Here is a 20,420-nt window from a genome sequence, read left to right on the forward strand (position 1 = left end):
GCCCCGTACGCCAGCAGCGGCGCGATGTCGGGCAGCCCGCGCAGAGGTACGGCCGGCGCGCGGTGAATCACGGCTCAGTCGTCGTGGATCAGCGTGGCGAGCTCGGCGCGGCTGCTGGTGCCAAGTTTCGCGCCGGCTCGATAGAGATGGCCTTCCACGGTCCGCACGGAGACGACCAGCCGATCGGCGATCTCCCGGTTGGGCAGGCCGTGCGCCGCCATCGTGACGATCTCGCGCTCGCGAGGGGTGAGCGGCAATGGCCGAGCCGCGGCGGCCAGCGCGGGCGTGCGGGCGCCGCCGCACAGGTGCGCGAGCCGATGGGCGCGGGCCGCCGCGGACTTGGCCAGGCTGGTCCGGTGGTGTCGGGTGTAGGCCGCCGCCGCCTGCGCGGCGCTGTCCGCGGCGGCCAGCAGATCGCCGAGCTGTTCGAGGTGAGCCGAGGAGGCAAGGAGGCCATCACCGTCGTCGACGGCGAGCGCAGCGGCCTGCGCCGCGGCGGCCGACGCCCGGGGGCCGCCCACGCGGGTGGCCAGGTCGGCGAGCCGGTCGGCGACCGAACCGTCGCCGAGGCAGACCGCGGTGTGCAGCGCCAGAACCTCGTGTGCCGGCTGCCCCTGGGCCGCGGCGACCTCGGCCGCCTCGTGCACGAGGGCGAGGGCCTCGCTCACCGCGCCCTCGGCGGCGGCAACCCACGCTCGGGTCAACAGCATCTCCGGTCGCAGTACCAGCAGTGCCGGATGCTGCCGTTCCCGCAGCTCCGCGAGGGACCGTCGGGCAGCGACCAGATCACCGGAAACGGCAAGCCCTCGCGTCATCGTCAGCAGGCAGAGATACAGAAAGCCACCGGCGTTACCGGCACCTTCCAGGCCGGCGCGGGCTTCGCGGAGCAGACGCAGCGCGGTGGCCACCTGGCCCCGGGAGAGTTCCGCCTCTGCCAGCACGATGTTGGTGAGTTCGACGGCCAACGCGACGTCCCTGGTCGTCTCTTGGCACTCGAGAGCGACCGCGAGCGCCTCGTGCAGGCAACCGGCCAGGCGCAGCCCGTGCACCTGCCAGCCGGCCAGCGGGACGCGGAGGAACGTGAGTTCGGGCGATCGGTCAGCCGCTGCCCGGCCGTCGGCGGCGGCCGGGCCGAGCTCGTCGACGCGGCCCAGTGCGGCGAGCGCGGCGACGAGCCCGCAGCTGGCGAGCGTTGCCGACTCCGCGGGAAGCCCGGGCCAGGCGAGTGCCGTGGCAGCGGCCTGTGCCGCCCGTGCCGGGTGGCCCAGGCCGGCCTCCAGGTAGGCCCGCACCGCGACCAGTTGCAGCCGGGCCACGTCGTCCCGGACCCGGTCCTCCGCGGTGTCCAGGACTGCCGCGGCCTCCGCCGGCCGCTCGGCGAGCCACATCAAGTGGTGTACCTGGGCCACTGTCGCCCTGACCTGCTCGGCGTCGGTGCCGGCCAGCGCGGTGAGCGCGGTGAGCTCAGCCTCGACCTCGGCGTAGCGGCACAGCCCGCTGAGGGCCGCCACGACGGTCATCTGTGCCTGGAACCCGCCGCCCGCGGCCACCGCGGCCCGGCCGATCCGCTCCGCCAGCCGCAGATCGAAGAGCTGAACGGCGTACCCGGCGGCCGCGGTGAACAGCGCCGGGTCGGGTTCGAGGTCCGAGTCGAGGCTGAGCACGGCACGGCGCAACAGGTCGTCGGGGCTGTCCGCGCCGGTCTGGGCCAATGCCGTGGCGATCTGGCCGCGCAGTCGGCGGGCCCGCAGCGTACCGATGCCCGCGCGCCGTACCTCGCCGTAGAGCGGGTGCGCCAGCCGGGTCCGCAGCTCCCGGCCGTCCCGTTCGACGCTCACCAGCCCCCGCACCTCGGCCTCTTCCACGGCTGCCGCGGCGGTGAGCTGAGTCAACAGGCCGGCATCCAGCGGCTCGCCGAGGGCGAGCACGTCCACCACGTCCCGCACCCGTCTGGACAGCCGACCCATCCGGGCCTCCACCAGGTCCGCCAGCTTCGGGGTGACCGTCACCTCCCCCGACCAGCGCCACACCCCGCCGACGGCTCGTAGCCGGCCGGCTTCCAGCTCTCCACCGACCAGATGCCGGAGGAAGAGTGCGTTGCCTCTGGTCAGCGCCGACATGCGCGCCACGGTGGCCCTGTCCACCGGAGCGCCCAACACCGCCGTCAGCAGCGCCCCGGTTTCCGGCTCGGACAGCGGCGGGATATCCAGCCGGGTCAGGTACCCGTCCTTCCACAGGGCACTCACCGCGTCCGCGACCGGCTCTCCCGTGCGGATCGTGACGACCAGGGTGACCGCCTGGTGCAACGCCAGCTGGTGCACCAGCAGTGCCGAGAGCTCGTCAAGAAGGTGGGCGTCGTCCACCGCCACCAGGACCTCGCCGCCCCCCGCCCCGGCGAGCAGCGAGTCGACCGCGTGGCGCAGCACCTGGCCGGGGTCGTCACCGGCGGTGGCGACCAGCCCCGCGAACGCCCCCAACGGCAGGCCGCGCGCGGAGGCGGTGGCGACCACCCATCGGGTCGCGGCTCCTTGCTCGGCGGCCTTGGCCAGGACTTCTTGAGCCAACCGGGTCTTGCCGACCCCGGGCGCCCCGGCCAGGATCACGCCTTTCGGCCCGCCGGGCCGTCTAGCTGCCCGGTCGATCGCCCGGAGCTCCTCGACGCGGCCGGTCAACGGCCAGTCCTGGCCCGCGCCCGGACCGTACAAGCGACACCTAGACCTTCCCCGAGCCGGGCAGCAGGTGTGGGCGGGTCGCCCGGTTGCTGTGGCTCCGGAACCGACCGGAGGATCCTTCACCAGAAGGATGCGGCCTCTCGAGGACACCTGCAAGCATCACCGCACCCGACCGCTTGCTCCTACGTTGACAGGAACAGGTAGTCGACTACTCGTGACGGCGGGGCCTCGATCATGTTGGAGTCCAGCCGTGGGCCGAGAGCGAGCCCGTGGCGAAGGGACGATCAATGAAAATGCTCAGGAAGCTCGGACCGGTCGCGGTCGTCGGCCTTGCGCTCGCCCTGGTGGTGGGGTGCGGAAGTGACGGCGGTTCGAGTTCTCCCGAGTCGGCACAGAGCGCGGGTACGGACGACTCCGCCACCACCCAGGCGAAGGGCGACGAATGCGGACGCCTCACCAAGAGCGAGGTCACCGAGGCGATCGGCCCGAACGATGGCGGCCAGCATGACTACCAGCTCGGCGGATGCGTCTGGACGGCGACCTCGGGCGCCAAGGACGGCATCGTCGAGGCGATCTCCGCGACGGTGCTGACCAAGCCCGAGTACGAGGCCGTCGCCGAGGTGGGGGAGCAGGTGAACGGATCCGCCGAGGGCGCCACCTACGACACCATGCACGGCGAGCTGTGGTTCCCGTGCCGCAGCGGCGACTTCTGCGGGATCAAGGTGAACATCAGCGACCCGGACAAGCGCAGGGAAGTCGCGCTGCGACTGGGCAAGAGCCTGCAGGGCCGCGTGTAGGCCTACCCGACCGCTGCTTCCGGACGGCAGCGAGGACTGCGAGCAGAACGCGCAGGATGCGGAGGCCGCGCCGGCACGGCGTGAGTCTGCACGGTGAGCGCGACGGGGCCCGTGAGGACGGCGGCGGGGCTGCCAGCGCCCCGATGCGCCGGGGGCCGGTCGTAAGTAATCCGCTCGAGAGCGATATGCCTCAGAGGCATAAATATGACTCTGAGGCATATCGGGCTCGGACCAACATCCGGCCGACAGCCCTTCGAGGCATCCGAGCAAGCCCCGACGGTGGGGTGATCTCAGCCGCCCGGCGGGCGGATGGGCACCCGCCACCCGGACGGCGGCGGGGGCGGCTGCTGCTGCGCGCGGCGCGCTGACCGCACCACCGTCCACAGCCAGAGCAGCCCGATGAGCGCCACGATCGCGAGCCCCACCCACTCCAGCACCGTGAACAGCACCACCTGCCCGCCGGTGGGGTGAACGAGTCTGCCGTGGGACACCACTCCCCCGGTGAACAGCAGCGTCAGGATCAGCGCGATCACCCGCATGCCGTCCCAGAAGGCGTGCAGCAGGGACACGCCGAGGTATGCGAGGACGAGCCGGCCGGTGATCGTGAAGTGTTCCCGGGTGCTGGACGCGAAGAGCACCCCGCCGAGAATCGCCGTCCACAGGCCGTGGCCGAACGGCGAGATCACGCTGCGCAGCACCTCGGTCTCCACCAGCTGGGGCACCGACAGCCCGTGGGCGGTGAACAGCGCGGTGAAGGCGTAGCCGGCCGTTTCGAAGGCCGCGAAGCCGAACCCGACGGAGGCGCCGAGGATGATCCCGTCGCGTACCGCCTTGTGGTGCAGGTGCCGGGTCAGGAACGCCAGCACGGCGAGCTTCACGGCCTCCTCGATGAGCCCCACGCCGAGGAACAGCCACCACGACGGGCGCAGCAGGTAGGACTCCAGCAGCGACGCGGCCAGCACGCCGAGCACCCCGCCGGCCAGGAACGTGTTCAGGATCAGGCCCGGGGTGAGTTCGCCGGTCTCCCGCCGCTCGAAGGCCCAGGCCACGAACGTCACGGGGACCAGGAAGCTGCCCAGCAGCACGAGGGTCGGCACGAGGTTGGGGTTGCCGGTCGCGAAGATGACCAGGACGGTGGCCAGCCACAGCACCAGGCCGACCCAGAAGATCCGCAGCCAGGCGCGCCGCCGCACCACTGGGGGCGGCGGCTGGGGGTACGGCTGTGCCAACGCCGCCTCCTCGGAGCTCGTCCGCGGCCTCCGGCACCGCAGGGAATCTGAGAACTCATCGTAAAAGGTACTCAGCGGATAAAAGGCGCGTTAGGAAAGACCGGTCGGAACAGCGGCCGGTACAGCGCGGCGGGCGAGCGTGCCGAACACCAGGGCGGGTGTTGCCGCCGATATCGCCGGAACCGGCCGCTGGCGGGCGCGGACATCCATAGCCTGGCAGGTGGGAGCACGTCGGGAAGCTGTCGGGAGGGCATCGTGGCCAACGCGATCAGGGACGCTCTCGAGGGCGTCAACGAAATCGAGCTCACCACGACCGGGCGGAAGACCGGCCGGCAGATCTCCCACCCGGTGTGGTTCGTGCAGGAGGAAGACAGCGTGTTCCTGGTCCCGGTGACCGGCTCGAACAGCGACTGGTACAAGAACGTGCGGCGCACGCCGATGATCCAGCTGGCCGCCAACGGTACGGCGTTGAGCTCGAGCGCCACCCCGATCACCGACTCGGACCGGGTCCGGCACATCGTGCAGCTGTTCCGCGACAAGTACGGCTCGAACAAGGTGGAGGCGTACTACCCGAAGCGGGACGTCGCCGTCCAGGTGCCCCTCGGGTGACCCGGGCTGGGAGGGCCCGGCGGTGTCGCCGGCCCCTCCCGTGTGCACCTACTCGTTGCGGGCCGTCTCCGGGCCGGTGATCCGGCGCAGCAGCGGCAGCGTGGAGGCGATGATGCCCAGCGACACGGCCAGCCCGCCGGCGACCAGGAGGCAGAACGACCAGCCGGGAGCCAGCAGCGCGTAGTCCAGCTGCGCCCGCAGGAACAGGTGCGCGGCCAGGAAGCCCATCCCGATCGCCACCGCGGCGACCACCAGCAGGGGTACGACGGTCTCCAGCGCGACCACCCGGCGCAGGGTGCGCAGCTGCACCCCGGTGAGTCGCAGCATGCTGAACGGTCGCTTCCGGTCGCTCAGCCCACCGGCCACGCTCACCGCCAGGCTGCAGCCGGCGATCGGCAGGCTGGCCAGCATGACCACGTTGGCCAGCTGCTGGAACTGCACCAGCTGCCGGGCGCCGTTCCCCTCCCAGTCGCCCACGCTGAGCGGGAATCGCCCCTGTGGGAACACGTTGATCAGCATCGTGCGGGCCTGTTCGAGCGCGGAGCGGCTGGTGGTGTTGACGACCACCGACAGGATCGGCTGCTTGTCGACCTCGGTGGCGGGGAGGCCGGCGTCGTCCCAGACGTACGTGTCCTTGGCCAGGTCGTCGAGGGCGCGGGTGCCGATCAGATCGGCGGGCACGGCCGCGACCTGCGCCCCGGCGGGGCAGCTGCCGAACACCGCCAGGCGGTCCAGCTCGGCGCAGGTGACCAGGCCCTGCCACCCGTCCGGGTGGGGGTTGCGGCGCACCAGGGTCACGCTGTGCACCCCGGGGATCGCCGTGAGCCCGGGCGGGATCTGGTCCACCCTCGGCGCGGGACCCTCCTCGGGCCAGAACATCTTCGACAGTGAGGTGGCGGCGATCGAGTCGGTGCGCGGTGCACCGCGGTTGGCGACGAAGGTGGTGATCGTGCCGGTGGCCACGCTGGTCACGAAGAGCGCCACGATCAGCCCGCTGACCGACCGGAAGCCGGCCTGCGGGTTGTCCGCGAGGCGACGCCCCGCGATGAGCGTGGCGGGTCGGCTCGCCCGCCCGGCCAGCAGCCGAGCGCCGACCATGGTCAGCCACGGCCCGGCCAGCAGCAGCCCGGTCAGGATCAGCAGGAACCCGGAGATGAACGCGGTGATCTGGCCGTTGGTCGTCTCGGGGCGCCGGCCGATGAAGTACGTCAGCTCGGTGAGGCCGGCGACCAGCGGGATCAGCCGCCAGGAGCGCGGCGGCTTCGGGGTCACCCGCCGGCTCACGCCCAGCGGCGAGATCTGCACCCGGCGCAACGCCAGCCAGGAGGCGACGACGGCGCCGAGCGGGATGCCGAGCGCGACGGCCAGGACGTCGACGACGGTGAGCGACAGGTCCCCCGCGAAGAACGGTTCACCGGTGAACGGGATCGTGGCCAGGCCCGGCCGGAACGCGAAGAACAGGCCGAACCCGACGGCGGTGCCCACCACGGCGGCCATGGTGGACTCCACGGCCGAGATGACGGAGATCTGCCGTGGGGTGGCGCCGACCAGCCGCATCGCGGCGAACCGCTGCTCCCGGCGGGCCGCGGCCAGCCGGGTCGCGGTGCCGATGAAGACGAGCACCGGGAACAGCAGCGCGGCCGCCACGACGGAGAGGGTGAGCGTCACGGCGTTCGCGTTGAGCCCGACGTAGCAGCCGTCGCAGTGGCTCGGCGAGGTGGTCATGATCTGCGTGACCTGCTGGGCCCCCAGTTGTTCCAGCTCGGCCGGGGTACGGCCGATGACGATCAGCAGCGAGTCCGGGGAGGGTAGCGCCGACCGGCCGATCGTGCCGATCTGGTGGCCGGGGAAGCGGTCACCGAGCTCCGCGGCGGGGGTAGCCCGCAGCAGCTCGCCGAGGGCGGGCGAGACGTAGTACTCCCCCGGCCCGGGCAGGTGCGGGATGCCCGGCGGGACGGGCGCGTCCGGGCCCGCCGCCGCGACCTCGACCCGGCCGATGGACCGACCGTGGTGGTAGTCCTCGCGGATCAGCCACCACAGCGGGTCGACCGACGCCTCGGCGGAGGACGCGGGAGCGACGGCGGTGTTGAGCCAGGCGTACCGCTGGTTCTGCGCGCCGACCGCGTTCAAGCCGGCGAGCGTGGTCAGGAGCATGCCGACGCCGAGCGCCACCGCGGCGGCGATGATGACGAGCCGGGTGGCGGCCTCCCGCCCGCCGGCCACGCACAGCCGTACCGCGAACCGGATCATGAGGCCACCAGCGCGTTCACCCGGCCGTCGCGCACGATGACCTGCCGGTCGGCGTACGCGGCGACGCGGGCGTCGTGGGTGACCAGCACGACGGTCGTACCCTCCTCGCGGGCCGAGGTGACCAGCAGGTCCATCACCTGCTCGCCGGTGAGCGAGTCGAGCGCCCCGGTCGGCTCGTCGGCGAAGAGCGCTCCCGGCCGGGCGACCAGGCCCCGGGCCAGCGCGACCCGCTGCGCCTGGCCGCCGGAGAGCTCACCGGAACGGCGCTGCTCCAACCCGGCCAGGCCGAGCCGCTCGAACCAGGGCCGCGCCGCCTTGAGCGCGGCGGCCCGCTTGACGCCGCCGAGCAGCAGCGGCAGCGCCACGTTCTCCTGCGCGGTCAACTCGGGTACGAGCTGCCCGAACTGGAACACGAACCCGAACTGGTCGCGGCGCAAAAGGCTGCGCTCGTGCTCGTTCAGGGTGTCGATCCGGCGGCCGTCGAAGTGGATCTCGCCCGCGTCGGGCACCAGGATCCCGGCCAGGCAGTGCAGCAGCGTCGACTTTCCGGAACCGCTCGGGCCCATGATGGCGACGATCTCGCCGGGGGCCACCGCGACGCTGGCCCCGCGCAGCGCCGGGGTCTCGCCGAAGGAGAGCTCGACGTCGAGCGCCTCGATCGCCTTCATCCCCGGACCACCTTGCGCAGGGCGTCCAGCCGGGCGACCGTGGTGTCGATCCAGTGCAGGTCGGCGTCCAGGTGGAACAGGCCGTGGTCGGCCAGCATGGTGTCGACCAGGTCGCCGTTGCGTCGCAGCTCGGTCAGCTCCTGCATCCGCCGCAGGTGCGCGGCGCGCTGCCGGTCGAGGTACTCCTCGGCGGGGCGGTCGAGCATGAGGGCCAGCACGACCTTGGTGAAGAGCACCGACTGCAGGTTGGGCTCGGCCTCGACCGGCTCGGTGAGCCACGAGTCGAACTCGGTCGCGCCCCGATCGGTGATGACGTAGCGCTTGCGCTCAGGGCCGACGCCCGGCTCGACGTCGCCGACCACGATCTTGCCGTCGCGGGTGAGCCGGCCGAGGGTCGCGTAGACCTGGCCGAACGGCAGGGGCTTGCCCCGGCTGAAGAAGGAGTCGTAGTCGCGCTTCAGGTCGTAGCCGTGGCAGGGCTCGCGCTCGAGCAGTCCGAGCAGGGTCATGGGAACGCTCATGCCGGCACCATACCCCGAGCGTATACCTCGCGTATATATCCCCGGCGCATATCGGCGCGTATGGCTGACCCGAATGTGCGCGGCAAGAGATGGGGGGCTGCCTACGAGATGCCGCCGAGCACCGCGTTGTCGACCTCGTCGCTCGGATCCGCCCGGCACAGCCGCACGACGGTGCCGTCGCGCTCGGTGAGCACCCACCCTTGGCCGGCGATCTCGTACCCCGCGACCTCTTTGCCCTCCACCACCGTGGACCGCCGGTACGGCCGCAGGAAGACAACCATCTCCTGCGGCGGCTTCAGCGGGCTGCCGAGGGCGGGCCAGACATACACGGTCGGCGTGGCGGCCGCGCCCTTGAGCGTCTCCCGCACCTCAAGCCGCCACACGGTGCCGTCGGTCTGCCCGTCCGTGCCGCTCGCCTCGCCGAGGTAACGGGCTCGGGCGACCAGGGTCGCCTGGCCGGACGCCTCCCGCAGCTCCTGGGTGGTGGGTGGCGCACACGTATCGGTCGCCGTCGGGCTGCCGCAGCCGGCGGTGACGCCCATCAGGAGCGCCACCGCCAGCAACGGCACCGCCTGCCGCGCCCTGACCAGCTCCGCAGCGTCCACCATCTCCCCCGCCTCGTCGCGGCGCCCGCCTGGTCCGTGCCTGGCGGCGCATCACGGTCGGAACATCCTGCCAGGCCTGACCCCGAACGAGGAAGCCGTTCCCGGCCGGCTGCCAAAACGCGGGCAGCGGCTGTTACGGCGCCGGCCGTCCCGGCGATACACCGGCTAAGACCTGGATCCCCGCCGGTCACACCCCCACCGAAAGGATCTCTGCGTGTCAAAGACGACACGGGGCACAATCGCGGCGGCTGGCGCCGCGATGCTGTCCTTACTTCTCACCGGCCCACCGGCCGCCGCCGCCGCTACGCCAGCCTCGGCCACGATCAAGATCAACACTGTCGACGGCAAGCCGGTACGGCAGGGCAAGATTTCCACACCGCTGTCCGGCGCGGTGACCGTCGCCGGAACGGCTGATCCCTCGGCCACGCCCCCGGCACCGGCGCCGCTGATCGCCGACGCCGGTGACAGCGCATTCGTCGCCGCCGGCGATCGGGCCGTTCTGCTCGGCTCCGGCTACGGCGGCACCGCCCCCTACCAGTTCTCGTGGTCGAGCCAGTACGGCAAGCTGCTCAGCGCCGACGCGGCCAGCACGGAGTTGGACACCACCAACCTGGCCGCGGGCAGCTACCAGGTGACGCTGACCGTGCGGGATGCCGCCGGGAAGTCCGCCTCGGACACGGCCCGGGTCGTGGTGTACCAGCCGAGCCAAGCCACGTTGCTCGACCAGACCCGGAGCGACCTCACCCCGGGTACGACGGTGACGGGGGATCGGCTGGAATTCGGCTTCACCGTGCCCGCCGGGACCCGGCGAATCACCACCGACCTCTCCTTCACCAGCCCCGTCAACGACTACGACCTGGAACTGTACGACCCGACCGGCGCTCGGGTGGCGTCGTCGGGGGCGTCGGCCGGGCAGCCGGAGCAGGCCGTGGTGACCTCGCCCCGATCCGGTGCCTGGCGAGCGGTCGCGGTCAAGTTCGCCACCGTGCCGCCCGAGCAGGTGCGCATGGTGGTCACCGGCCTGACCGGAAGCGCCGATCCCCGGCCGGTAGTGAGTTCCGGCGGGCCGTACGCGTTCGCGACGGGCGCCGAGCAGAAGCTCAAGGGCTCGGTCAGTGGTGGCACCGCGCCAGTCACCACCGCCTGGGACCTCGACGGCGACGGGGTGTTCGAGACCGGCGGCGCCTCGGTGACCGGGCACCTGCCGGAGGGGCGGCACCTGGTGACGTTGAAGGCCACGGACGCGGCTGGGCTGGAGCGCCGGGAGACGACGAGTGTCCTGGTCGCCGACCCCTCGGTCATCGCCACGAAGACCGCCCCGCTGACCGTGATCGGCATCGCCGACACCGGCATCAACCCATACCACCTCGAGTTTTCCGCGCAGACCTACCCGGACCCGGACGTCCTCGCGCTGACCAGGAACTTCACCCGGCATCCGAGCGAGTACATTCCCGGCTACCCCAAGGACGCCAAGTCGCTCGACGTCACGCTCGGCCAGGGCTACTTCCCGGCGGCGGACACCAAGCTCTGGTCGGGGAACACCACGATCCAACCCGGGGCGATGTACTGGATCCCGGGCACGAAGATCATCGGAGCGGTGGACGCCGGTGGCTCCACCGGGACCACCTCGGCGGACGACCCGCATCCGATCCTGGACGACAACGGGCACGGATCGGGCTCGGCCTCGGTGTCCACCGGCAACCGGTACGGTTACTGCCCGACCTGCCTCCTGGTCGTGGTCGAGGGGCTGGACGAGTCGGTCGTGGCCCAGTTGCCGTGGGTCGACATCTCCAGCAACTCGTTCGGCTACGTCGGCGGTGCACCCGTCGGTCCGATCACCAACGGCCAGGGAGTCACCAAGCGAGCGGCCGAACGCGGCCAGACCACCCTGTTCGCCGCCGGCAACGGGGTCGGCAACGCATTCGACGTACCCGTCAGCACCTGGCACTCCGACCAGACCGGCCCGGACTGGAACATCACCGTCGGAGCGATCCGGCGCGACAATCAGCGGGCGGTCGTCGGCGACGGCATCCCGGTGCACCTCTCCTCCTGGGGTGACGGCAACCTGCCCTCGGCCTGCCGGACCGGCACCGTGGGCCAGTGCGCCTTCGGCGGCACCTCCGCCGCGACGCCGTACACCGCCGGGGTCTTCGGCACCGTGCTCGGCCAGGTACGTGCGGCCCTCGGCGACGGCGCCGCGGGGCAGCGCCCCGGCCAGGCGGTGGCGGTGGGCGTGCCGCGCGCGGAGAGCGTCTACCTGGCTGACGGCGCCATGACCCGCGACGAACTGCGGCAGGCCGTGCTCAAGAGCGCGCTGCCACTGGGGCACGGCAACACCGGGGCGCCCTACGCGTACCCGCTGACCGCGCCGTACACCGGCGAGCCGAACGTGTTGTTCGAGGGGTACGGCGCGGCCACCCCCGGGGCCGCCGAACGGGCGGTCGCCGTCCTGCTCGGCGAGGCTCAACTGCCCGAGCGGCCGTTCGAGGACCAGTTCTTCGCCTACGACCGGGCGGTGCGGGACACCCTGTGGGGTGGTTTCGACCGGACCGGTGACGGCAAGCCGGACTCCGAGGCGCTCACCGGTGAACTCGACGTCCGCCTCGCCGACGTGGCCACGCCCACCGGCGCGCTGAACGTCCTGCGGAAGGTCGCGGCAGCCGCATCGCCCGCGGCACAGTCCACGCTCCGGCCGCTCGGCAAGAACACGCTGTCGTACTGGCTGCACCGGCGCACGGCGTCGGCTCCCGGCGTGAGCGGCTGCGCCGCGACCGACAACGAGCAGTACCTGGACCGCACCGACAGCGCCGGTGACCTGGAGCCCTGCTTCGAGTCCCGGGTCACCTCGGTGGTCGCCGCGTACCGGCCGGTGGGCATCTTCCCCAGCACCGACAACCTCGATGCCCCGCTGCCCGCCGGATCGGCGGTCAACGTGGAGCTGTACATCGCCGGGGAGACTCCCACCGTCATCCGGCCGGTCGGCGTACTCGTGGCCACCGACCGGGAGATCGGCCAGGGCGAGGGCCTGGCCCAGCCGGTGGTCGGCAGCGGGCCAGCGGGCGCGGTCTGCGCCACCCTGGGCGAAGGCTGCTGGACCCGGTACGCGTTCTCGTTCCGTACCACGCGTCCGGCCTTCACCGGGGAGCAGCTCACCGTGCAGGTGCAGCTGCTCGGGGCGCGCTCGTGGGCGTTCGGGTTCGAGGGCGGGCACGCCTCCCGCGTACAGATCGAGCCCGCGCCGCTGCCACCCACGGGGCTGGACTTCGGCGTCACGATCGACTCGCCGGCCGACCGGGCCTCGGTGTCCGAGCGCGAGTCGGTGCTCGCCGGCGGGCGGTACACGTTCCCGGACCTGGGCGAGGATCCGACCGCTGCGGGCGACCACCCGAGTACGCGCCGGGTCGAGGTGTCGCTCGACGACCCGTCGTTCGCGCAACCGGTGGAGGCGGTGCTCAGCTCGGCCACCGGCACGTGGCGGGTGTCGCTCGGCACCCTGCCGGTCGGTCGGCACACCGTCTACGCCAGAGCACGGCTGAACAGCACGACCTCGGCGGTGACCGCCAGCTCGTTCACGGTGGCGCCGGAGGCGGTCGTGCAGTGGCAGGTGGTGGACCGCAACGGCCAGGCGGACCCGGCTGGGTGGCGGCCGGCATCTGGCCTGGCGGCGTGGACTTTCACCGTCGACACGGATGAGTACGGCCCGGGCCCCAGGATGATCCTGGTCCGCCTTGTCGAGCGGGGGATCGAAACGTCGCGGGACGCCGTGCGGGTCACGATCCATTAGCCGAACGCTGGTTGCCGGCCGATTGCCCGTCCGGCCGGCAACCAGCGGTCATCCCTTACAAACGCCCGATCACGAAGCGCCGGACAGCCAGGCGTCCAAATCACCATCTTGTTGCTACTCATCCCTTGGAGTTCGCATTGCTCACTTCTCGTCGTGGCCGAACAGCGCGCCACATCGTGGCGTCCGGATTCCTCGCGGCCGTCATCCTCGGTACGGCCAGCCCGGCGGCGGCCCACAACGGTCACGGGACCAGCGAGGCATGGAAGGTCAAGCGCCGGCAGTATGTCGAGGGTGTTTCCGTACCGCTGGTCTCGTCCCCGAACGTCCGGTTGGTGACCAACGTTCCTGACGCCTCTGCCATCTCCGGCTGTTTCGCAAAGTCAGCACCGTACTTCTATGTCTCCGGCATGGACGCGATCAGCGTCTTCGACGTCAGCGACCCGGTGGCGCCGAAGCTGGCTGGAGTGCTGGACAACATCCTCTTCGAGAACGAGGCGATGAACTGCGGCGAGCGTACGGCGAACCGGGCCACCACCCGGTTCGTGCTCGCCGGCGTCGACGGTGTTCAGGCGTCGTCGGATGACATCGACCACGTCGGGACGTCCAAGCAGTTCCTGATCGTGGATGTCACCGACCCGGCCAACCCGTTCATCCGGTCCCGGGTCAAGACCACCTCGTCCACGCACACGGTGACCTGCGTGCGGGACACCGCCTGCAACTACGTGTACACCGCCGGCAGCGGTGGTCACTTCTCCATCGTCGACATCACAGATCTGGACGCGCCCCGAGAGGTCGCCACGGCGAAGTCGCCGGCCCTGGACTACAACGCCCAGTTCGGCGGCGGGGCCGGGCACAAGTGGAACTTCGACGACGCCGGGTACGGCATCCACACCGGTTCGGGTGGGGCCGCGATCTTCGATGTCCGCGACCCCGCGAAGCCCCGGCTGATCACGTCGACCGACGCCAACGGCACCGCAGCCGGCTGGAACGACTTCATCCACCACAACTCGATGCGCCCGAACGCGTCGACGTTCAAGCCCGGCGCCCCGCCCCGGGTCGACAACGGCAACGTGCTGTTGGTGACGGAAGAGGACTACCTGAACACCGACTGCGCCAAGGCCGGTTCCTTCCAGACGTGGTACGTGGAGAAGCTCGACGGGACCCCGCGCGCCATCCACCCACTGGACCGGATCAATCCCGTTGACCCCGGCGAGGGTGTCGCATTGCCGAGCATGGCGTTCTGCTCCGCGCACTGGTTCGACTACCACCAGAGCGGCATCGTCGCGCAGGCCTACTACGAGGGTGGCCTCCGCCTGATCGACGTACGCGATCCCGCCAACCTCGTCGAGTGGGGCTACTTCGCGTCCGGGCTGTCGGAGGTCTGGGACGCCTACTGGGTCCCGCAGCGCAACCCGAACGGGGTGGCCACCGGCCGTAAGACCAACATCGTCTACACCACCGACCTGATCCGGGGCCTCGACGTGTTCACCGTCGACCTCCCCAACACCGACAGCACCTCGAACCCGCTGCCCACCCTTCCGGCCACCGTCATGTCCAGCACGAAGACCCAGGCCCCATCGCCGTACCGGGTGGCGGCCGGCGGGCTGATGGTCATCCTGCTGATGTCCGGCCTGCTGCTGGTCGGCCGGCGGTTCCGCGCCCGGAGGCGCTGAGTCTCGGCAACGCCAAATCCCCGCCGCACATCCACGGAGGAAATCCATGTTCCGAACCCGACAGACAAGACTGGCGGCGCTGTGCTGCGCCGCCACCCTGGCCATCGGCACCCTGGGAACGCCGACCGCCACCGCGGCCGGCGTCCTCGACAACAACACCCTGAGCCTCGACGCCGGTACGGCCCTGCCGGTCGGGCTGTCCCGACTGCTCGCCTCGGCCAACCCGACCGGTCGGGGGATCGCGACCTTCGGCACCGTCCCGACCAGCCTGCAGGTGCAGGCGCTGAACTCGCTCGGGCTGACCGTGCAGCCGATGCGCCACCTACCGCTGGCACTGGTCAGCGGCCCGGTGGACGCCATGCGCGCTGCTGTGGCCACCCGGGTGGCCGCCGACGTGTATCCCGACGAGCCGATCCGCCTGCTCGACACCGCCTCGACCGACGCCATGGGCGCCGCGCAACTGCGCGCGGCCGGGCTGACCGGCAAGGGGGTGACGGTCGCGGTCGTCGACTCGGGCTGCGACGCCACCCACCCGGACCTCGCCGATCACGTCGAGCACAACGTGTCGCTGGTGAGCGCGGAGTACGCGAACATCCCGCCGGACTCGTCCAACACGGTCGTCGTACCGATGGACAAAGGTCCCTACAGCAACACCGACATCGGCGGTGGCCACGGAACCCACGTCGCCGGAATCGTCGCCGCCGATTCCAGCAGCGTGACCGACGGCAGCAGGTACGGGGTGGCACCGGACGCCACTCTGGTGTGCTTCGCGATCGGGGAGGTCCTGTTCACGACCGCCGTGGTGACGGCGTACGACTACCTGCTCGATCAGGACGGCATGTGGGGCGTCGACGTCATCAACAACTCGTGGGGCAACAGCTACCGGCAGTTCGACCCGCGCGACCCGGTGGCGGTGGCGACCAAGGCCGTCGCCGACCAGGGCGTGACCGTCGTCTTCGCCGCCGGCAACTCGGGCGGCGACAACGCGGAGATGAGCCTCAACCCGTTCTCGCAGTCGCCCTGGGTCATCTCCGTCGCCGCCGGCACGCTCGACCGCAAGCGCGGCGACTTCTCCTCCAACGGGCTGGTCCACGACAACTCCCAGCCGACGGGGATAACCGCAGGCGGCCACACCGTCTACACCGGCGACCGGATCGGCGTCGTGCACCCGGACGTGACCGCACCCGGCGTCGGCATCTCCTCGACCTGCGACTCCCTCGGCACCGTGATCGGCCCCTGCGCGCCGGGCAGCAACGCCACCGCGTCGGGCACCTCGATGGCGTCTCCGCACGTGGCGGGTGCCGCGGCCATCCTCAAGCAGGCCAACCCCGCGCTCACCCCGGATCAGGTACGCCTCGCTCTCCAGGCCACCGCGTCCGCGGTCGCCACGGATGACGGCGCCGGGCGGCTACCGTTCTGGCAGGTCGGCTACGGATACGTCAACCTCGACCAGGCGGTCACCCTGGTGACCGGGAAGAACTGGGCCAAGAACCTGGCCACGGCCGCGGCCAAGGCTGACGCCAGGGTCCTCGCCGAGGACGGCCGCCAGGTTCCTCGGGCCGACTTCTGGACCTACGACGCGCCCCGGGCGACCGTGGCCGGCACCGACACCCACACCTACGTCGCCCCGGTCGGCACCGGGGTGAGTGCGCTCAAGGTGACCCTCTCCCACCCGTCGCTGGGCACCGTGGGGATCAGCGGCACCAGCTACGTCGTCACGGTCACCGATCCGCAGGGCCGGGTCGTGGGCACGACGACGGAGGCCTTCACCCAGGGCTCGGGCACGGCGACCGCGCTCATCGACCTCGCCGCGGCCGGCGCGGGAGCCGGTGACTACACCTTCACCGTGTCCGGCCGGTACGCCGCGTCCGACCCGGACACGCTGGACAGCGACTCGGCGCTCGGGCGGATGGTGACCCTCCACGTCGCCCAGCTGCGCGTCGGCTGACCGCCTGCACCGGGTCGGGCTCGCTGCCCCCGATGGCCGGCCACCTGTCCAGGTGGCCGGCCATCGACTCCTTGACCCGTGGGTAGGCCTCGTCCCAGCATCTGATGTGCTTGTCCCCTAGCAGGTCGCGGTTCACGGCCGCGTGTCTTAGGGAGAAGGGCGGTGGCGCGGTGCGGACCAACCGGCTGGAGGCGTTCAGTGACGGCGTGCTCGCCATCATCATCACGATCATGGTGCTGGAGCTCAAGGTCCCGACCGGCCACCACCTCTCCGACCTCGTCCACACGAGCGGCGTCGGGCTGCTGACCTATCTCCTCAGCTTCGTCTATGTCGGGATCTACTGGAACAACCACCACCACATGTTCCAACTGGTGCGGCAGGTCCGCGGCGGAGTGCTGTGGGCGAACCTGGCGCTGCTGTTCTGCCTGTCCCTCTTCCCGTTCACCACGGCCTGGGTCGACGATTCACGATTCGAACGGACCCCGGTCGTCATCTACGGCCTGAACCTGCTCAGCGCGGCCATCGCGTACTTCGTGCTGCAGGGGATCATCATCCGGCAGCAGGGGCCGGAGTCGCTGCTGCGGCAGGCCGTCGGCGCCGACATCAAGGGCAAGGTCTCCCCCGTCCTCTACCTCACCGGGATCCTCAGCGCCCTGCTGATCGACGGGCCGGTCGGCGTCGGACTCGCCGAGGCGTGTTACGTCGCCGTGGCGATCATGTGGGTCGTCCCCGACCGCCGCATCGACCGGGTGCTCCGCCAGCACGCGACGCCCGACTAGGGCGCCACCGCGGTCAGCTCGAAATGCACCGTACGTCCGAACCGGCGCCGCCCGAGCCGGTGCATCAACGGCACGAGCATCCGCTGCAGCACCGGATGCTTCCGCGCGAGCGCGCGGGCCGCCGCCCGGTCCTCCACCCCGGTCAACCGTCGGGCCACCGCCGCCACCGCCGGCCCGGTCGGCTTGCCCAGCGCGGTCGACGGCGCCACGGTCACCTGCGGGTTGTTGCGGATGCGCCTGGTCTTCCACGCCTTCTCCCAGCTACGCACGTACGCCCGCGCCCCGACCACCGCGACGCTCACCGCCGTCGGCACGGCCGTCCCGTCCCGCTTGTACGTGGTCAGCACGACCGTCTTCTGCCGCGCCAGCGGCGCCCAGGCCGAATCGGGGGCAGGGTCGACGTACCCGACCACCCAACCGAGCTGCCGCAACCGGGCCACCAGCGCGACCACGGCCAGGGCGCCGGACAGCCCGACGGCCCAGGTCTGCGCCGCGCTGCCGCCGAGGTCCGCGTCGAGCACGTGCGACACCGTGTGCGCCACCCCGCCGACGACATAACCCGCCACGGCCACGGCGAACGCGTCCGCCCAGATCAGCGCCAGCAGCACGGTCGCCCCGATGCCGAGCTGGAACGCCCCGATGTCGTGCGCGAAGTGCTCGTGCGGCGGGAAGTTCACCGCCGAGCTGAACGAATCCGGGCGGGTGAACGCCCACACCCCGACCACCAGCGCCACCGTGCCGAGCAGCGCGGCCACCCCACGTACCAGTGCTCTCATGTGGTTGGGACGGGCCGGCGGCCGGCGACGTGACGGAACGCCGGCCCGCGCTCGATCAGCGACGGCCGGATCAGCGGGGCGTCCTCGTCGGCCGTCCAGCGGACCACTTCGGCCGATCCACCATGAACGGTGGCTCAACGCCCGACAGCAGCTCGTAAGATCAGGTGTTTCCCCAGCTGACCGGCCGTCTGCTGCCGCACAGCGTCGCCCGCCGGCTGGCAGCAGCCAGCCGCGCCGGTACCGGCCGCCCGCAAGCGCCCCGCCTGGCTGATCCCCACCCTCCAAGGTCAGCGTGACCGTCAAGAACGTCACCAAGCGCGCACACACCTTCCACGCCGACGGCACCGTCACCGCTCAGGACGGCTCCGGCCGGGAGTTCGACGTCGACGGCGAAGCCGGGATCTACGGCAACACCGACGGGCAGGGCTTCCTCGACGAGATCAACCCGGGCAACTCGGTGAAGGCGAACGTCTACTTCGATGTGCCGAAGGGCACGAAGCTGAAGACGATCACGTTCGACGCCGGCCTGTTCACCTTCGCCGAGGACGCCGTCGTCACCCTCTGATCGCTCTACGGCGGGCGGGGTGGTGTGCGGCGGGCGAACACCGGCCCGCGGCGGGTTGCGTCCGGGTCCGGGCCCGGTGCGTCAGTGAAGGAAGTCGGTGATGAGAGCGGCGAGTTCCCGCGGGCGTTCCGCGACCATCGCGTGGCTGGCACCGGCGAGGGGCATCACCCGCAGCGACGGATTGTCCAGCGCGGCGAGCCGCTGGGCGGTGGCTCGGCGGTAGGCGGCGTACAACTCGTGGAACGCCTGCTGCTCGGGCAGGTCCTCGGTGGCGAGGACGAGCAGCAGGGGGCAGCGGATGTCCCGGTAGGCGGGGATCAGGTCGAGCGACTCCATCGCCTCCCGCAGCTGCCCGGTCAGCTCCGGGCCGGGGCGCAGCCGGCTACGGCCGTCGTCGGACGGCACGAGGTTGCGCTCGAACGCCGCCACCCAGTCCTCCGGCGCGGCGCCATACCGCTCGGCCATCGCCCGCTGCCCGGCCAGCGCGGCCGCCAACTGGTCGGCGCTGAGCGGCTCGGCCAGCATCGCGGCCATCCCGTCGAAGGCGGCCCGCAGCTTGGCAAGTTCGGTCGCCGCCTGCTCGGGGTCCATCCCGGCGAGCTGCTCCGGGCGGCCCAGCGTCGGGTTGCCGTCCAGGCTGACCGCGCCGGGGCACTCCGGGTGGCGCTGCGCCCACAGCGTCGCCAGCATCCCACCGAGGGAGACGCCGACCACCGCGGGCCGGTCGAGTCCGAGGCCTTCGGCGACAGTGGCCAGGTCGTCCAGCACGTCGTCCCACCGCCACGGGCCGTCTCCGGACCGCCCGTGCCCACGCAGGTCCACGGTGACCACCCGGTACGCCGGCCGCAGCTGCTCGGCCAGGGTGGTCATCTGGGCCAGGTTGCCGCCGGCGCCGTGCAGGAGCAGCAGGGGACGGCTCGAGCCGCCGAAGTCGCGGTAGGCGATCGGCACGGCGCCGGAGCTGATGAAGGTGTCAGGCACGTCGGATTCCCTCCTGGAGCAGTCGGTCGCGGACGGCGGCGGACCGCACCCCGCCCTGGGGGTGGCGGGCGAGCTTGCCGCGCGAGGCCAGGTCGTGGACGCCCTGGCGGGTGATGCCGAGTATGGCGCCGGCCACCGCGTACGACACCGACTCGGCCGTGGGGTGGCCCACCCGTCGCGCGACGATCCGGCCGAGCGGGCTGCGCCACCAGTCGAGGGGCGGGTCGAACGGGCCGTCGCCGGGATAGAGCGTGGAGATCGCTCGCACGATCACCCCGTAGGCCGTCTGATCGTCGCCGTCGATCATGGCGCTGGCCCAGGATCGTGCGCGCTCACGGACGACCGTCCGCAGCGGGTCGATCGCGTCATGGCCGTCGAGCAGGATCTCGAGCGGGTCGAGCAGCCGGATGTCGATCAACCTGATGAGCTGTTCGACCAGTTCTTCCTGACCCGGAGCCATGCCGCCTCCCTCGTTGCTTGACACCCATCGTCAAGCACTTGACGCATGGTGTCAAGCGGCGGCGGATGAGCGTCGGAGTGTCGTAGCCGTCGCATAACCTCGC

At 71.5% G+C, this 20,420-nt stretch carries 16 protein-coding genes; 7 read left to right on the forward strand and 9 right to left on the reverse strand.

Annotated elements, in window-relative coordinates; all coding sequences use genetic code 11:
- Window positions 1-74: 74 nt before the first annotated feature.
- Window positions 75-2,672: a LuxR C-terminal-related transcriptional regulator gene (locus ABZ570_RS15590; protein WP_358062891.1), complete on the reverse strand. Its 2,598-nt coding sequence runs from the start codon at window positions 2,670-2,672 to the stop codon at window positions 75-77.
- A 269-nt stretch (window positions 2,673-2,941) separates the two neighbouring features.
- Here ABZ570_RS15590 and ABZ570_RS15595 point away from each other — a divergent pair, with 269 nt between their 5' ends.
- Window positions 2,942-3,469 (forward strand): hypothetical protein, encoded by a 528-nt coding sequence (locus ABZ570_RS15595; protein WP_358062895.1) that lies wholly within the window; start codon window positions 2,942-2,944, stop codon window positions 3,467-3,469.
- Window positions 3,470-3,759: 290 nt separating this feature from the next.
- Here the strand turns inward: ABZ570_RS15595 and ABZ570_RS15600 are convergent, their stop codons facing one another.
- Window positions 3,760-4,698 carry a PrsW family glutamic-type intramembrane protease gene (locus tag ABZ570_RS15600; protein WP_358062898.1) on the reverse strand — a complete coding sequence of 313 codons (939 nt, stop codon included), beginning with the start codon at window positions 4,696-4,698 and terminating at the stop codon, window positions 3,760-3,762.
- 255 nt (window positions 4,699-4,953) lie between these two features.
- On the opposite strand from ABZ570_RS15600, the gene ABZ570_RS15605 reads away from it, so the two are divergent.
- Window positions 4,954-5,307, forward strand: coding sequence for a nitroreductase/quinone reductase family protein (locus ABZ570_RS15605; protein WP_358062901.1), 354 nt, complete (start codon window positions 4,954-4,956; stop codon window positions 5,305-5,307).
- A 48-nt stretch (window positions 5,308-5,355) separates the two neighbouring features.
- Here ABZ570_RS15605 and ABZ570_RS15610 read toward each other — a convergent pair whose 3' ends face one another.
- The 4 genes from ABZ570_RS15610 to ABZ570_RS15625 form a co-directional block, all read right to left on the reverse strand.
- Entirely contained in the window at window positions 5,356-7,557 is a 2,202-nt protein-coding gene (locus ABZ570_RS15610) for an FtsX-like permease family protein (protein ID WP_358062904.1), read from the reverse strand.
- A complete protein-coding gene (locus tag ABZ570_RS15615) occupies window positions 7,554-8,225 on the reverse strand; it encodes an ABC transporter ATP-binding protein (RefSeq protein WP_358062907.1) in 672 nt (223 codons plus the stop codon). Before ABZ570_RS15615 ends, ABZ570_RS15610 begins: the two co-directional genes overlap by 4 nt.
- A complete protein-coding gene (locus tag ABZ570_RS15620) occupies window positions 8,222-8,746 on the reverse strand; it encodes a PadR family transcriptional regulator (protein WP_358062910.1) in 525 nt (174 codons plus the stop codon). Before ABZ570_RS15620 ends, ABZ570_RS15615 begins: the two co-directional genes overlap by 4 nt.
- A gap of 101 nt (window positions 8,747-8,847) precedes the next feature.
- Window positions 8,848-9,354 carry a hypothetical protein gene (locus ABZ570_RS15625; protein WP_358062913.1) on the reverse strand — a complete coding sequence of 169 codons (507 nt, stop codon included), beginning with the start codon at window positions 9,352-9,354 and terminating at the stop codon, window positions 8,848-8,850.
- Between the two features lie 256 nt (window positions 9,355-9,610).
- On the opposite strand from ABZ570_RS15625, the gene ABZ570_RS15630 reads away from it, so the two are divergent.
- The 4 genes from ABZ570_RS15630 to ABZ570_RS15645 all read left to right on the forward strand — a co-directional run bounded on the left by ABZ570_RS15630 (window position 9,611) and on the right by ABZ570_RS15645 (window position 17,535).
- Window positions 9,611-13,135, forward strand: a complete 3,525-nt coding sequence (locus ABZ570_RS15630) for a S8 family serine peptidase (RefSeq protein WP_358062916.1) — start codon at window positions 9,611-9,613, stop codon at window positions 13,133-13,135.
- 176 nt (window positions 13,136-13,311) lie between these two features.
- Complete coding sequence (locus tag ABZ570_RS15635) at window positions 13,312-14,808, forward strand: hypothetical protein (protein WP_358062919.1); 1,497 nt, start codon at window positions 13,312-13,314, stop codon at window positions 14,806-14,808.
- A 46-nt stretch (window positions 14,809-14,854) separates the two neighbouring features.
- Window positions 14,855-16,756, forward strand: a complete 1,902-nt coding sequence (locus ABZ570_RS15640) for a S8 family serine peptidase (protein WP_358062922.1) — start codon at window positions 14,855-14,857, stop codon at window positions 16,754-16,756.
- Between the two features lie 170 nt (window positions 16,757-16,926).
- On the forward strand, window positions 16,927-17,535 hold the full coding sequence (locus ABZ570_RS15645) for a TMEM175 family protein (protein ID WP_358062925.1): 609 nt from the start codon (window positions 16,927-16,929) through the stop codon (window positions 17,533-17,535).
- On the opposite strand, the gene ABZ570_RS15650 is transcribed toward ABZ570_RS15645, so the two are convergent.
- A complete protein-coding gene (locus ABZ570_RS15650) occupies window positions 17,532-18,311 on the reverse strand; it encodes a PPOX class F420-dependent oxidoreductase (RefSeq protein ID WP_358062928.1) in 780 nt (259 codons plus the stop codon). The two genes, ABZ570_RS15645 and ABZ570_RS15650, sit on opposite strands and share 4 nt — an antisense overlap.
- A 292-nt stretch (window positions 18,312-18,603) precedes the next feature.
- On the opposite strand from ABZ570_RS15650, the gene ABZ570_RS15655 reads away from it, so the two are divergent.
- Window positions 18,604-18,876, forward strand: coding sequence for a DUF4352 domain-containing protein (locus ABZ570_RS15655; RefSeq protein WP_358062931.1), 273 nt, complete (start codon window positions 18,604-18,606; stop codon window positions 18,874-18,876).
- 81 nt (window positions 18,877-18,957) lie between these two features.
- Here ABZ570_RS15655 and ABZ570_RS15660 read toward each other — a convergent pair whose 3' ends face one another.
- Together ABZ570_RS15660 and ABZ570_RS15665 are read right to left on the reverse strand one after the other, a co-directional pair.
- On the reverse strand, window positions 18,958-19,857 hold the full coding sequence (locus ABZ570_RS15660) for an alpha/beta hydrolase (protein WP_358062934.1): 900 nt from the start codon (window positions 19,855-19,857) through the stop codon (window positions 18,958-18,960).
- Window positions 19,850-20,317 (reverse strand): hypothetical protein, encoded by a 468-nt coding sequence (locus ABZ570_RS15665; protein ID WP_358062937.1) that lies wholly within the window; start codon window positions 20,315-20,317, stop codon window positions 19,850-19,852. The genes ABZ570_RS15660 and ABZ570_RS15665 overlap by 8 nt, the downstream gene beginning before the upstream one ends.
- Window positions 20,318-20,420 lie beyond the last annotated feature (103 nt).

This window comes from Micromonospora sp. NPDC007271, from assembly GCF_040634005.1.
Lineage (GTDB): Bacteria > Actinomycetota > Actinomycetes > Mycobacteriales > Micromonosporaceae > Micromonospora.